The organism is Arcticibacter tournemirensis (assembly GCF_006716645.1).
Classification (GTDB): Bacteria; Bacteroidota; Bacteroidia; order Sphingobacteriales; family Sphingobacteriaceae; genus Arcticibacter; species Arcticibacter tournemirensis.
Window position 1 is genome coordinate 429,100 of the sequence record NZ_VFPL01000001.1, and the last position, 13,057, is coordinate 442,156.

Below are 13,057 nucleotides of genomic sequence, written 5' to 3' on the forward strand. Positions count from 1 at the left end.
TGTTTATCATAAATTTTATTCTTCAGTATGTATATGAAACTTATTAAATCACTAAGCATGGCAGCGCTTCCGGCCCTGATGTTTGCTGCATGTTCTCAAAACAAAAGTTCATCAGGGGAAAACAAGAGAACTGTTTTTTTCGATAAGGCCGGAATGGACACCACCGTTAGTCCCGGCGAGAACTTTTTTCAGTACGCCAATGGAGCGTGGTATAAGAATACCGAAATTCCGGCATCGGAGTCGGGATGGGGCTCTTTCTATGTCCTTTACGATGAGAACCTCAAGGATCTGAAAAAGATACTGGAGGAGGCATCGAAAGATAGTAAGGGAGCGAATGAGCAAAAGGTAGGAGATTTTTATGTTAGTGGTATGGACACAGCTGCTATCGACAAAAGAGGTTATGAGCCGGTAAAGCCATTGCTTGCCAGAATAGATGCTGTTAAAAGCCCTAAGGAACTAGTGAATTTTGCTGCCGGTAGTTTTAAGGAAGGCGAGTCATTCCTCTTTTCTTTCTTTGTAGGGCCTGATGACAGGATCAGCACGAAGAATGCAGTCAACTTTCAGCAATCCGGTTTGGGATTGCCTAACAGGGATTATTATTTTAATACCGATCCTGAGAACCAGAAGATCCGCAGGGAATATGTAAAATATATAGCAAAGCTGTTCACGCTTACCGGTACCGATTCGGTAGTCGCAAAGAAGAATGCGGATGCTATTCTTAAACTGGAAACAGAAATAGCCAAATCACACTTTACACCTGTAGAGCTGAGAGATCCGGTTAAAAACTACAATAAGTTTGCAGTAGCTGAATTTCAGAAACAGAACCCCGACTTCGACATGAAAGACCTTCTTTCAAGACTTAGTCTGAAGACCGATACCATCCTGGTAGGGCAACCGGGCTATTATAAAGCGCTTGCCGGACTGCTTAAATCGCAGCCACTCGATCTATGGAAGAACAAGCTGAAGTTTGAAGCGCTGAGCTCTTCTGCCTCTGCTCTAAGCACTCCGTTCAGGAAAGCAAGATTTGATTTCTACGGAAAGGTTCTGAACGGTCAGCAAAAGGAGCAGGACCGCTGGAAACAAATGGTGAGTAAAACAGACCAGGGCCTGGGCGACTTGCTTGGACAGCTGTATGTAGAAAGACATTTCCCGGCAGATGCAAAAGAAAGAATGCTGAAGTTGGTTGATAACCTTCAGAAGGTATACCAGTCGCGTATTGAAAAACTTGACTGGATGAGTCCTGAAACGAAGAAGAAGGCACTTGAAAAGCTGAATGCGTTTACAAAGAAGATTGGCTACACCGATAAATGGAAGAGCTATGATGATGTTGAGATCAGCAGATCTAAATATTATGAGAACCTTCAATCGATCGCAAAGCATGACTATAAGGAGATGACCGGTAAGCTTGGTAAGCCCGTGGATAAAACGGAATGGTTTATGACCCCGCCAACTGTAAATGCCTATTACAATCCAGCTTTTAATGAAATAGTTTTCCCGGCCGGGATTCTTCGTTTCCCATTCTTTGACAACAATGCTGACGATGCAATCAACTACGGTGCGATAGGAGCTGTTATAGGGCATGAGATGACCCATGGTTTTGATGATCAGGGCAGGCAGTACGACAAGGATGGCAATCTGAAAGACTGGTGGACGAAACAGGATGCTGAGAAGTTTACCAAAAAAGCTGATGGCGTAGTAAAACAGTATAATAACTACACTGTCCTGAATAATCTGCATGTAAACGGACAGCTCACACTTGGTGAGAATCTGGCTGATATCGGCGGGACAGCCATTGCATACGATGCATTCAAGCTGACCGACCAGGGTAAAAGTGATGGGAAGATAGATGGCTTCACTCCTGATCAGCGTTTCTTCCTTGCCTATGCGCAGGTGTGGCGTATAAAAAGCCGCGACGAATTGTTAAGGACCCGTATCAGTACAGATCCGCATTCTCCGGAGATGTTCCGTGTAAATGGTCCCCTTTCAAACATGCCGCAGTTTTATAAGGCCTTTAATGTTAAGCCTGGCGACAAGATGTATCGCGCAGAGAACGAGCGCGTAAAGGTTTGGTAAATTATACTGTATAAGCGACGTGTGCCAGAAGGCGCCCGTCGCTTACATAATGATTCATAGTTTTTATTATTGTGGCAGCTTATTTGCTAATATCAGGTAAATAAAGATATCTATGAATTTAAAAAGAACCTTTGGTACCATTTTGACAATACTGGGTGTTGTTGGACTTATATATGCCGCGATTGGTTTTGTTCAGGAGTCGGGAAGCTGGCGTGAGCTGGCAGTTTATGGAGTGTTGGGAATTATATTCTTTTCTACCGGGATAGGACTTATAAGAAGTACAAGTGATGTAGCTAAGATGTAAAAATAAAGGGCTGACCTTACGGACAGCCCTTTTTACCTTGGCAAGGTATAATTGATTGAATTATAATTTCTCTCTTAATGACTCGATCAAACGGCCGCCCTTGTAATAATAGCGTTGCCAGTAAGATTCGTTGAGGTTGCTGATCATTACCCCTCTGCTGCTGGAAGCATGTGCGAATTTATTATTCCCCAGATATACTCCAACATGCGAAATAGCCCTGCTTCTGATCTTAAAGAATACGAGATCTCCCTCCTGCAACTCATCCTTACTTACTGGATTGACCATGCTGAAGATGTTGCGGGAGTTATTTCCTATAACCGTATTGAAAACCTTTTCATATAGCTCAAATGCAAAACCGGAACAATCGATCCCTCTTTTGGTATCACCCCCTAAACGGTAGGGCGTTCCCAACCAATCGTATACAAACTGATATAATTTAACATTCGATGTAGCAGAAACAGCTACTCCCATGATTTGCGAAAAATAATCTTTAGCAAGATTGTCCGGATCCTCGGTGGTTTTTTTGGTTGTTTGTGCCTGGGTTGACACATACGTTAACACAATTAGTATTGCTACTATTACTTTTTTCCCCATTCTAAACATCGTTTATCAGTTAAACAACAAGACTTATAAACGCCCTCTTGTACTAATTAATGCACCCATTACTTGTACGAGCACTGCAAAGCTAAATAAATATTCCTCATCTGCAAGGGCTTTCTGTCTATTTTTAACAACTTTTAACAAACTTTCGTATGTCTTTCTAGACACCCAGCTCAAAAAAATCCTTTATTGTTTCAGTATACAGCTATGCCATAAATTATGTTTCAAAAAATATTTTTTTCTTTTGACACAAGTACTACCAGAGGTATTTTGCTGTATCGTGTTTGGGACTTCCGGCAGTCAGGTTTTACTTGATGTTCACCTGGTTATCGGGCGGGCGATAAGTTGCCGGACATGTTTGCTCATGCCTCTCGAATCGTTCCCGGCACCGACTTTTCAGTTTGTTGTGCTTCAGTCATTTCCAAGGTTGGTAGAACTATCATTATATCAGAAACAAGGTTTGAAAGTAATTGAACAAATTTTATATTTGCACGGTAATCGGCATACAGCCGGTTCGGGATGTAGCGTAGCCCGGTATCGCGTCAGCATGGGGTGCTGGAGGTCGCAGGTTCGAATCCTGCCATCCCGACAAAAGCGATACCAATCGAAGTCGAAACCCCTTAAATCGTATGATTTAAGGGGTTTTTTATTTTATTCCACCCCAATTCATTCAAGTTATATCAAGGAAAATGTGCCCTATTCGGTGCCCCAAATTTTTAAAATATATTTGGGCACAAATAGCATATTAAGTATTTGATAGTCAATTGATTACTTAGTTTATTTTGACGGTTTTTGGTACCCTTTAGTGTGCCCTAAAAATTCGGCAGACTTGCCCACAATGCAAAAGCCGCCAAAGACCGTCAATCTGATGCTATTGTAACTTAATAATTGACAATATGAAAACAGCGAACAGCACCTTTGGCGTTATCTTTTATCTTAGGAAGTATAAAGCCACCAATGACGGTAAGACCCCTATTTATGCAAGGATCACCGTAAACGGAAGTAGAATTGATTTATCTGTTAAACGGACGATTGATCCCGATAACTGGAATGCCAATAAAGGAATGGCACGTGGTAGCAGAGAGGAAGTCGTAAAGCTGAACAAGTACTTAGAGCAGTATCGTTCGGGTATCGTGGAAAGCTACCAGGAACTTTTATTGCAGAAGAAACTTATCACGGCAGAATTAGTAAAGGAAAAATTTACCGGAGAAGACCAGGCGGAATTTACTTTATGCAAATTGATGGAGTACCACAATGCAGAGCAATCCCAGGTGTTAGAGCAAGGAACGATGAAAAATTATTATACCACACAAAAGTATATTAAGGAGTTCATAGCGGAGCGATTTAAGACAAGTGATAAATACTTATCAGAATTAAGCTATAAGTTTATTACAGATTTTGAATACTTCCTACGTAACAGGAAGCCCGAAAAAGGGCAAAAGCCTTTAAACAACAACGGCTTAATGAAGCACATAGAAAGGTTTTGCAAGATGGTGAACCTTGCCGTTAGGCTGGAATGGTTAGACCGTAACCCCTTTCATGCCTACCAGTTAAAGTTTGATAAGGTAGAACGCGAATACTTGACCAAAGACGAACTGGCAAGGATTGAAAAAAAGAAATTCAACATTGTTAGGCTACAGGTGGTAAAAGACTTGTTCATTTTTAGTTGCTATACAGGTTTAGCGTATATAGATGTATTCAACCTAACCCCGGCAAATCTTATAGAGAAATCCGAAAACAACATTTGGATAGCCACAAATAGGCAGAAAACCAATGAGCCTGTAAGAGTACCGATACTGCCAAAAGCTTTAGACATTATCGAAAAGTACAAAGGCCACCCGCAGGCATTAGCAGAAGGGAAAGTGCTACCAACGTTGAGCAATCAGAAGTTAAACAGCTATTTGAAGGAAATAGCGGATATGTGTAACATCACCAAGCCGCTAACCTTTCATATTGCGCGGCACACTTTCGCCACAACGGTTACTTTGACTAACGGTGTACCTATTGAAACAGTAAGTAAACTGTTAGGTCATAGCAAGCTTACTACAACTCAAATTTATGCTAAAGTTGTCGAGAGCAAGATAAATGATGATATGGCTCTGCTAAAAACCAAACTATGCTAAAGGATATAGGGCTGCCAATTTGATTGTCAGCCCTATTTTTTAATCTGTTGGGCATTCAATTTTGGGATAGGCGTAAAATAAATTTGGATGGTAAAAATATCCATCGTAATATTGCAATATAAAGTATGGGCTTAACTAAAACAGAAATATTCACCGAAGAACAAAACAGGTTAGCTGTGATGCTGAAAGCTATCGCGCACCCTGCCCGTATCGCCATTTTACAGGAAATCATTAAATCAAATACCTGTATATGTGGCGATCTTGTAGAAGAATTGGGTTTAGCGCAGCCTACCATTTCACAGCATTTAAAAGAACTAAAAAATGCTGGACTTATACAAGGTACTATTGAAGGGGTTAGCGTTTGTTACTGCATTAACCCACCTGTTTGGAATGAGCTGAAAGAACAATTAGGCGGCTTTTTTGCAGCCTATGATTTGAAAGCCACCTGCTGTTAAAAAAATTTGATTACATTAATCGCAATATTGCAATAATATAATAATCACAAAGCCATGAATAAAGTAGAAGCGATCAACTGGAAAACTTTTAAAGACACCTTATTAGAGCATCCCGACCTTGATCTGCAATTCCAATATGCCGAAGGGAAACTGGTAGATGCAGCATATCATATAACTGAAATCAAACAAGCGCCGATCACCTCGGTAGATTGTGGCGGCGTAATGAATGCCTGGACAGAGATTATTGTACAGCTATGGGTACCGGAAGGTGAGCAACAGGAACGTTCGATGAAGGTAGGTAAAGCTTTATCTATCGTTAATATCGTAGAAAAAATGCTACCGCTTAACCCGAACGGTACGGTAAAGATCGAGTTCGGTAATTCTGAATTTGATACCCGCCAGATGTTTCCAAATGAAATGATCGTGGATGGCACGGCTTTAACTGTAGACTTGCGGCCTGATGCGGTACAATGCAAAGCCCAAACCCGCGGAGGCAGTTGTGGTACTAATGATAAAGGCGAAGAATGCTGCACACCCGCTGTGGCTGAAAAACCAAAAGTACAATTAGTGAACTTGGCTGCTGCACCGGCTGAAGCCTGTTGTACACCGGGCGGAGGCTGCTGTTAAAAATTGCAGAAATGATAATTGACCAGGCCCAACCCTATAAAGATGCTTTGATTGAGCTGCTGGCGGCTGAAAAGCTGCCGGTGGCCGATCTGCCGGAAACACTGGATAACTTTATTGTTGCTATTCAAGATGGCGCAGTAGTCGGTGTAGCCGGAGTTGAAGTTTATGGCCAGTACGGTTTGCTTCGCTCTTTGGCGGTACATCCGGCACATCGGAGTGTGGGTATCGCGGGTAAGTTGCTGGCGCGTTTGACCAATATGAGCCGTTTGAAAGGGTTAAGCGAAATGTACCTACTCACAGAAACCGCACCGGCCTATTTTGAACGGCAACATAATCATCAAATAACACGGGAAGAAGTTCCGGCGGAAATACAGCTATCATCAGAGTTCAGCCATGTTTGTCCCATTTCTGCCTTTGTGATAAAAAAGAAACTTAACTAAGTTTTTTTTAAGTATATCAATCGTTAAATAGCAATAAACCAATTAAACCCTAAAAATAAAAATTATGAAAAACTTATCCTTTCTTTTCTTAATCGGCTTACTGGTTGTAAGTTCCGCTTTTGCGCCTGCTACAGACCCTATTTATCCTGAATTGGCACAAACTTTCAAAACCGTTAAAAAGAGCAACCCGACACTTGACGCTCGCCGTGATGATCTCGGTGGTATCCAGCAATTAGCTATTGTAGCTAAGAGCAAAAAACAAGATGTCATTGTGGAGTTTGTTAGTAACGATGGTTTTAGCGGTCAAATAGCGAAAGCTGTGCTAAAAACGGCGCTTGCTTCATACGGTATTAATGATGTGAAGATATTTGTAGTCGGCGCGGCTACTTCCGTAAAAGTGGCTTCGGCACTGGCGAAAATCGGCTTTAAGATGAGCGGCGATCAAGCCAAATACAACGACCAGGGCGGTTCGGTTACTTTTGAAAACTCGCCATCCAATCCGCAGGCAATCCATGTGCTGGTACAGGAAAGTGCAGCATCTTTATTGGTCAACGTGGATAAGTTCGCTGTGAAGCTGAATTACAAACCACTCCCTATGGGCGCAACAGATGAACAATACGATGCGCAAGCCAAATTGATCACAGCGGAAATGTTATTCGCAGCATCTAAATTCAAAGAAAACTGGAAATAGTTAATCATCAATTCACATTAAAATACGATATACGCAATTAAATTATGTCAGCAAACAACTGTGCCCCTGTGGCCGAACGTAAAAAATTAGGATTTCTTGACCGCAATCTCACGCTTTGGATTTTCCTTGCGATGGCGATTGGGGTTGGTATAGGTTATTTTATTCCCTCATCCGCAGGGTTTATTAATTCATTTTCAAGCGGAACGACCAATGTTCCGTTAGCAATTGGTTTGATCCTGATGATGTACCCACCGCTTGCCAAAGTTAAATATGAGAAAATGGGCGAAGTGTTTAAGGATACTAAGGTGTTAAGCGCTTCGCTAATTTTGAACTGGATAATCGGGCCGGTGCTGATGTTTGTATTGGCAATAACGTTATTGCGCGATCATCCTGCTTATATGGTAGGTTTAATACTGATCGGACTTGCGCGTTGTATCGCTATGGTAGTCGTATGGAACGAACTGGCCGAAGGCAACCGGGAGTATGCCGCCGGGCTTATCGCGCTGAACAGTATTTTTCAGGTACTTCTTTACAGCGTATATGCCTATCTTTTTATCACCGTATTACCGCCTTTATTCGGATTGAAAGGTTTGGCGGTGAACATTACCATTGGTGAAATTGCCAAAAGCGTAGGCATCTATTTAGGGATACCTTTTGCCGCAGGTGTGATTAGCCGCAATTTGTTAATTAAAATTAAAGGTGAGGAATGGTTTCAGACAAAATATGTCCCATTCATTTCTCCTATTACTCTGATAGCTTTACTATTTACCATAGTGGTAATGTTCAGCCTTAAAGGTAACCTGATCGTTCAAATCCCATTTGATGTAATAAGAATAGCTATACCATTGGTTATTTACTTTACAATCATGTTCGTGCTTAGTTTCTTTATTGGCAAGTCTTTTGGTGCCGACTATTCACGCAGTACGTCTATAGCCTTTACCGCTACCGGAAATAATTTTGAATTGGCGATAGCGGTTGCTATTGGTGTATTCGGTATTAATTCTGGGGAAGCTTTTGCCGGAGTGATCGGGCCATTGGTTGAAGTTCCGGCCTTGATCGCATTGGTAAACCTTGCCTTTTATTTCCGCAAAAAATACTACACCACAAAAACATTAACACCGATACGATAATGAAAATTGCTTTATTTTCTGATATACATGCCAACCTTCCCGCATTGGAAGCTTTCTTTGCGGATGTTGAAACTCAAAAACCTGATGCGATTTACTGTTTAGGCGACCTTGTAGGTTATAACATTTGGCCTAACGAGGTTATAGATGAAATCCGTAAACGGGGTATTCCCTGTATTGCAGGTAACTATGATTTTGGCATAGGCCGCAGTAGCGATGATTGCGGATGTGCCTATAAAACCGATGAAGAAAAGGCTTTGGGTAAAATCTCCATATCCTACACCAACGAAGTGGTTAAGGATGAGCAAAGGGCGTATTTACGAACCTTGCCTGCACATATCAGGCTTGAATACCAATTGAACAATGATAAGCTTAATGTACTGTTGGTGCATGGTAGCCCCCGTAAGGTTAATGAATATTTATTTGAAGACCGCGACGAAAAAAGCCTGCTAAGAATTATGGAACAGGCGGATGCGGATGTATTATGTTTTGGTCATACCCACCAGCCCTACCACCGGATCTTACCATCGGTAACAACAGATGAAACCCACTATCGCCATGCAGTTAATATCGGTTCAGTTGGTAAGCCAAAAGATAAAGACCCCCGCGGCGGTTATGTTTTACTGCATATTAATTCGGATAGTTCCATTAAAAATAAAGACAGCGTAAAAGTTGAGTTTATCCGTATTGACTATGATATTGAAAAAGCGGCTAAAGCGGTTGAAGATAGCCCGCTACCCAATGAATATGCAGATATGTTAAGAAAAGCTTAGCGAATGATTTTAACTTGAGTAAGGATGATATAGTTGCCAGCAGTGCGTGTTAAATCTCTTTGCCATTGAATTTGGACGGGAATTGGAAAAGATGAACTATCGGTGATTCCCATAGCTCTAAAACTTTGATTGGTTCTGTAGAAGGAAGGTGCATTTTTGGTTGTATCACCGCTGATTGAAACTTTTATGCCACCACAGAATGTACAGGTACTAAGATCATAGCCCATTATATTTGCATTGCTTGTTGCAATGCCGTTATTACTTTTTTTACAGTTGGTTGCACAAAACCATAAAAACAAGATGGAAACAAGTGTAATCTTTTTCATAAGCTGTTTATCTCCTCTACGCATAATTTAAAGCAAACGCTACATAAAAACTAATATAATGAAGATAGCACTTTTTTCAGATGTACATGCGAATTTACCGGCATTTGAAGCTTTTTTGTCAGATGTTGATATCCGTAAACCCGATGCTGTTTATTGCCTGGGCGACCTAATCGGATATAATATTTGGCCTAACGAAGTTATTGAAGGTGTACGCAAGCGCGGTATTGCTACATTGGCGGGTAATCACGACCAAAAAAACAAGGGGTATGCCTATGAAATAGTATATGCTGATCACAGGCGATACTTAGATACCTTGCCTGCTCACATACGGTTGGAGTTTCAGTTGAATAATGACCACCTGAATATCGTAATGGCGCATGGAAGTACCCGCGCCATTAATGAATATGTTTTGGAAGATACAGACGAGGCTTATGTATTGGAAATGATGCAGGAAGCTAAGGCGGATGTTTTGTGTGTCGGCCATTCACATAAACCATACCATCGCATTATTTCTACAGCAAATGGAACTTTTAAGCATGTAATTAATATCGGTTCGGTGGGCAAGCCTAAAGATGGCAACCCAATGGCCTGTTATGCCCAAATCACATTAACTGATGGTAGCAACACTACAGACGGGGATAGTATTCAAGTCGAATTTATCCGTGTTGCCTACGATGTCGAACAAGCTGCAAAAGCCATAGAAGATAGTCCACTGCCCGATGAGCTGGCAGATAAATTACGTAAAGCCTATTAAATCAAACCCCATGAACTTTCCCGAAAACCTATATTATTCTAAAGAACATACCTGGTTAAAGGTAGATGGTACTACCGGAACAATCGGTATCACCGAATTTGCACAAAGCGAATTAGGCGAGATCGTTTACGTCGAACTGCCTAACGTTGGGCAGACTTTTAAAGCAGACGAGATATTCGGCTCGGTAGAAGCTGTAAAGACTACCAGCGACTTATTTATACCTGTATCGGGTAACATTATCGCGAAGAATGATGCATTGTTAAAAAATCCCGAACTGGTGAACAGCGATCCTTTTGTAGCGGCATGGATAATTAAAATAGAAATCGATGAACCCTCCGAGATAAATAATCTTCTAAATGCAACTAATTATCAAAATTTGATTGGTATTTAAAACCGGATTAAATTAAAAAAACCTATCACCAGTTACGAACTTATATTTAGAAGTATTAATAGCACCTTGCTGTAATTGTGCAATATCACTCATTCGTCACTAAATATGTTAAATTCAGTCGGCATAATACGGCTTTGGGGTGGAATGGCTTGGCGATGGTCAAGCACATAGTGATTGAAAGAAAAATAGCTGTTTAAAACTCCTGCTTTAACTTCCTCGAACGTTTTGGTTTCATTAATTTTTAGCAATGTACGTTTTCTCGCAAGGTGGCTATCAATTAAGTCTTCAAGTTTAACTTTACCAGCCCTGATATATTCGGTAAGCAATACCAATCCATCAATATGGAGAATAACGAGATCGTTGATGTGAAAACCCTCAATGCCTTGTTCTTTCATTTCTGCTATTAAATTTTCGCGCTCATCGTTGAACCATCCGGCCATCAAGCTTTCAATGCCAGGAACTGTAAGGTTTACATCATAAACTATTAAAATCGGAAAAAATTTAAGTGATTTCGGTTTATAACCCTGGTCGAATGGATATGCCATCGTTAGGCTAAACCTTATTCGTGTGATTAACTGCTTTACTGCTTTTTCTGAATTTTGGGTTTTATAATATTTTTTACTGATCTCCTCTTGTATGTCAGGTACGTTAAAGGATTGTTTAACCTTTCCCGAAATAAAACTGTCTTTAACTTCAATAATAAAAACTTTGTTGCCGTTGCGTATATAGTAATCCGGTTCCGAATTACCCATTTGCGCTTTCATTTCTTCACCTGAAAATTGCTTGCAACTCTTGTTTTCATAGGCTTTTTTAAATAACTTGTAAACAAGATACCCTTCCGAAAAATCTGTAGTAAAATCAGTTCTAAATCGATCCTGAGAAATTCCTAATTGTAAATTATTGGATAAGATTGCTTTACAATCCCAATATATAGAGCTATAAACCTTGTTGATGATCATTGCCCGATTAAGTATTACATATTCATTTTCGCCAACTGCAAAAAGCGGCTTATTCCGGATAGCAAGAAAATCAAAATTAGCGACGTTTTCTTCACTTTCCTCAATATCCGTTTGATGATTATATAATTCAAGAAACTTTTTATTTTCTTCGTTAAGGCCATTTATCGTTACCGCATCACTAAAACATAATTGAGTAAGTGGGAATATTTTGACAGCGTAGTCTTTGAACCCGCTAACGTCCTTGGATTGTAAGTAGAGTTCGTATAATTCACTATTGTATTGTTCAATAAACTGCAAACAATACATCGCCTTAATTAATTGGCAAACGGCAATAATCTGATCAATGTAACTAAAGTCATAATAGCTAATCAGTGATGCGGTAGACAACCATGTCGCGCGTAGAATGCCCGAATATTGTTCAGGTATCGTAGTACCGATTTGATTTTGTTTCAATAAAAAAGCTTCATTGAGTTTTAGATAAGCTTTAAAAAGATCCAAATGAGCTTGATTTGTATTTATGACACTGTTTTCATCAATTTCAGGCAAACTCTTTGCAATAACGCTCATCCTTAAATTCGCATAATGATTAATCAATACAAGTTTGAAACCCTCATTTATTTCTGCTCGATATCCAAAAAAAATCCTCTCCATCAATTCTTGCCCCAATGGTTCTTTGTGACCAAACCAAGAAACAATTTGCTGTTGCAACTCTGTTATCCCCCTTTGCAACATAGAATTTAAAACACCAATCATTTTCAAGGTGAGTGTTTTGCCGTATGGAGTTAAAATATCTTCAACACTTCGTGGTTCGTCGCCGAATATTTTTGAATACTTAATTAGCAACGACATGCTTAGGTTCGAGTGAGTTGGCATTGAGGATTAGGTTTTTAATTATGAAATTTTATATCTGGAAATTCACTGTTGATCTTTTCTACCAATTCAGCCAGTTCTTTTTTCTTCATCTTTCCAACAAGCTTTGTTTTTCTGTACAACTCGCCGGTATATAAATTAAGCTTATAGTTCTCCTGATAATTATGGGCATGAGGTATCGAAGGAAACGGATCTGCATCACTTCGATGAACTACCCAAATCCTACCATTTTTATGCAAAGTTGCTTTTTCTAACGTGTCCGAAGTTTCGGGAAGCCAATCTATATCATTTTCATCAACGTCAAATTCGATTTTACCGAGTGGCAAACCATTTTGATTAATGTGATCAAGCACCACTTCCAATATTTTTTCGTCAGTTAGTTTCGCGTGTATCACCTCATAATATTCGAGGTTAAGCTCAGACTGTAGAATTGTCCAAATATCATCCTCGCTGAGAAAAGTGATACCTTTTGCCAACAATCTATCGTACACGACAGCTTGATTTTTTAAGTAAGTCTTTAACATATCCTCTCTTTCACTCATGA

General features: G+C 40.2%; 15 protein-coding genes and 1 tRNA gene. 12 read left to right on the plus strand and 4 right to left on the minus strand.

The annotated features are described in order from the left end of the window. Window positions 1-33 precede the first annotated feature (33 nt). On the plus strand, window positions 34-2,073 hold the full coding sequence (locus BDE36_RS01795; RefSeq protein WP_141813506.1) for a M13 family metallopeptidase: 2,040 nt from the start codon (window positions 34-36) through the stop codon (window positions 2,071-2,073). Between the two features lie 112 nt (window positions 2,074-2,185). Beyond that, on the plus strand, window positions 2,186-2,377 hold the full coding sequence (locus BDE36_RS01800; protein ID WP_141813507.1) for a hypothetical protein: 192 nt from the start codon (window positions 2,186-2,188) through the stop codon (window positions 2,375-2,377). 60 nt (window positions 2,378-2,437) lie between these two features. Here BDE36_RS01800 and BDE36_RS01805 read toward each other — a convergent pair whose 3' ends face one another. After that, the gene (locus BDE36_RS01805) at window positions 2,438-2,971 is read right to left on the minus strand and encodes a C40 family peptidase (protein WP_141813508.1); all 534 of its coding nucleotides are present in this window, start codon (window positions 2,969-2,971) and stop codon (window positions 2,438-2,440) included. A 521-nt stretch (window positions 2,972-3,492) separates the two neighbouring features. On the opposite strand from BDE36_RS01805, the gene BDE36_RS01810 reads away from it, so the two are divergent. The 8 genes from BDE36_RS01810 (at window position 3,493) to BDE36_RS01845 (ending at window position 9,213) form a co-directional block, all read left to right on the plus strand. Further along, window positions 3,493-3,566 (plus strand) — tRNA-Pro (locus BDE36_RS01810). Window positions 3,567-3,873: 307 nt separating this feature from the next. Then, window positions 3,874-5,100, plus strand: a complete 1,227-nt coding sequence (locus BDE36_RS01815) for a site-specific integrase (protein ID WP_141813509.1) — start codon at window positions 3,874-3,876, stop codon at window positions 5,098-5,100. Window positions 5,101-5,225: 125 nt separating this feature from the next. Beyond that, window positions 5,226-5,555, plus strand: a complete 330-nt coding sequence (locus tag BDE36_RS01820; RefSeq protein WP_141813510.1) for an ArsR/SmtB family transcription factor — start codon at window positions 5,226-5,228, stop codon at window positions 5,553-5,555. A gap of 54 nt (window positions 5,556-5,609) precedes the next feature. Next, window positions 5,610-6,182, plus strand: coding sequence for a DUF6428 family protein (locus BDE36_RS01825; protein ID WP_141813511.1), 573 nt, complete (start codon window positions 5,610-5,612; stop codon window positions 6,180-6,182). Window positions 6,183-6,193: 11 nt separating this feature from the next. Beyond that, window positions 6,194-6,622: an arsenic resistance N-acetyltransferase ArsN2 gene (arsN2, locus tag BDE36_RS01830; RefSeq protein ID WP_141813512.1), complete on the plus strand. Its 429-nt coding sequence runs from the start codon at window positions 6,194-6,196 to the stop codon at window positions 6,620-6,622. A 64-nt stretch (window positions 6,623-6,686) separates the two neighbouring features. Next, window positions 6,687-7,313 carry a hypothetical protein gene (locus BDE36_RS01835; RefSeq protein WP_141813513.1) on the plus strand — a complete coding sequence of 209 codons (627 nt, stop codon included), beginning with the start codon at window positions 6,687-6,689 and terminating at the stop codon, window positions 7,311-7,313. A 44-nt stretch (window positions 7,314-7,357) separates the two neighbouring features. Next, the gene (arsB, locus tag BDE36_RS01840) at window positions 7,358-8,443 is read left to right on the plus strand and encodes an ACR3 family arsenite efflux transporter (protein ID WP_141813514.1); all 1,086 of its coding nucleotides are present in this window, start codon (window positions 7,358-7,360) and stop codon (window positions 8,441-8,443) included. Then, window positions 8,443-9,213 carry a metallophosphoesterase family protein gene (locus BDE36_RS01845; RefSeq protein WP_141813515.1) on the plus strand — a complete coding sequence of 257 codons (771 nt, stop codon included), beginning with the start codon at window positions 8,443-8,445 and terminating at the stop codon, window positions 9,211-9,213. The genes arsB and BDE36_RS01845 overlap by 1 nt, the downstream gene beginning before the upstream one ends. Here BDE36_RS01845 and BDE36_RS01850 read toward each other — a convergent pair. Continuing rightward, window positions 9,210-9,563, minus strand: a complete 354-nt coding sequence (locus BDE36_RS01850) for a hypothetical protein (RefSeq protein WP_141813516.1) — start codon at window positions 9,561-9,563, stop codon at window positions 9,210-9,212. The genes BDE36_RS01845 and BDE36_RS01850 overlap by 4 nt on opposite strands. A gap of 34 nt (window positions 9,564-9,597) precedes the next feature. Between BDE36_RS01850 and BDE36_RS01855 the strand changes: the two genes are divergently transcribed. After that, window positions 9,598-10,293 carry a metallophosphoesterase family protein gene (locus tag BDE36_RS01855; RefSeq protein ID WP_141813517.1) on the plus strand — a complete coding sequence of 232 codons (696 nt, stop codon included), beginning with the start codon at window positions 9,598-9,600 and terminating at the stop codon, window positions 10,291-10,293. A 10-nt stretch (window positions 10,294-10,303) separates the two neighbouring features. Next, window positions 10,304-10,684, plus strand: coding sequence for a glycine cleavage system protein GcvH (gcvH, locus tag BDE36_RS01860; protein WP_141813518.1), 381 nt, complete (start codon window positions 10,304-10,306; stop codon window positions 10,682-10,684). Window positions 10,685-10,773: 89 nt separating this feature from the next. Here gcvH and BDE36_RS01865 read toward each other — a convergent pair whose 3' ends face one another. Both BDE36_RS01865 and BDE36_RS01870 read right to left on the minus strand, forming a co-directional pair. Continuing rightward, complete coding sequence (locus tag BDE36_RS01865) at window positions 10,774-12,516, minus strand: hypothetical protein (RefSeq protein WP_141813519.1); 1,743 nt, start codon at window positions 12,514-12,516, stop codon at window positions 10,774-10,776. A 14-nt stretch (window positions 12,517-12,530) separates the two neighbouring features. Then, entirely contained in the window at window positions 12,531-13,055 is a 525-nt protein-coding gene (locus tag BDE36_RS01870; protein ID WP_141813520.1) for a hypothetical protein, read from the minus strand. Between the last annotated feature and the right edge of the window lie 2 nt (window positions 13,056-13,057).

Coding starts and splice junctions, on each gene's coding strand:
- BDE36_RS01795 (WP_141813506.1), top strand. CDS start 34: ATGAAACTTATTAAATCACTAAGCATGGCAGCGCTTCCGGCCCTGATG.
- BDE36_RS01800 (WP_141813507.1), top strand. CDS start 2,186: ATGAATTTAAAAAGAACCTTTGGTACCATTTTGACAATACTGGGTGTT.
- BDE36_RS01805 (WP_141813508.1), bottom strand. CDS start 2,971: ATGGGGAAAAAAGTAATAGTAGCAATACTAATTGTGTTAACGTATGTG.
- BDE36_RS01815 (WP_141813509.1), top strand. CDS start 3,874: ATGAAAACAGCGAACAGCACCTTTGGCGTTATCTTTTATCTTAGGAAG.
- BDE36_RS01820 (WP_141813510.1), top strand. CDS start 5,226: ATGGGCTTAACTAAAACAGAAATATTCACCGAAGAACAAAACAGGTTA.
- BDE36_RS01825 (WP_141813511.1), top strand. CDS start 5,610: ATGAATAAAGTAGAAGCGATCAACTGGAAAACTTTTAAAGACACCTTA.
- arsN2 (WP_141813512.1), top strand. CDS start 6,194: ATGATAATTGACCAGGCCCAACCCTATAAAGATGCTTTGATTGAGCTG.
- BDE36_RS01835 (WP_141813513.1), top strand. CDS start 6,687: ATGAAAAACTTATCCTTTCTTTTCTTAATCGGCTTACTGGTTGTAAGT.
- arsB (WP_141813514.1), top strand. CDS start 7,358: ATGTCAGCAAACAACTGTGCCCCTGTGGCCGAACGTAAAAAATTAGGA.
- BDE36_RS01845 (WP_141813515.1), top strand. CDS start 8,443: ATGAAAATTGCTTTATTTTCTGATATACATGCCAACCTTCCCGCATTG.
- BDE36_RS01850 (WP_141813516.1), bottom strand. CDS start 9,563: ATGCGTAGAGGAGATAAACAGCTTATGAAAAAGATTACACTTGTTTCC.
- BDE36_RS01855 (WP_141813517.1), top strand. CDS start 9,598: ATGAAGATAGCACTTTTTTCAGATGTACATGCGAATTTACCGGCATTT.
- gcvH (WP_141813518.1), top strand. CDS start 10,304: ATGAACTTTCCCGAAAACCTATATTATTCTAAAGAACATACCTGGTTA.
- BDE36_RS01865 (WP_141813519.1), bottom strand. CDS start 12,516: ATGCCAACTCACTCGAACCTAAGCATGTCGTTGCTAATTAAGTATTCA.
- BDE36_RS01870 (WP_141813520.1), bottom strand. CDS start 13,055: ATGAGTGAAAGAGAGGATATGTTAAAGACTTACTTAAAAAATCAAGCT.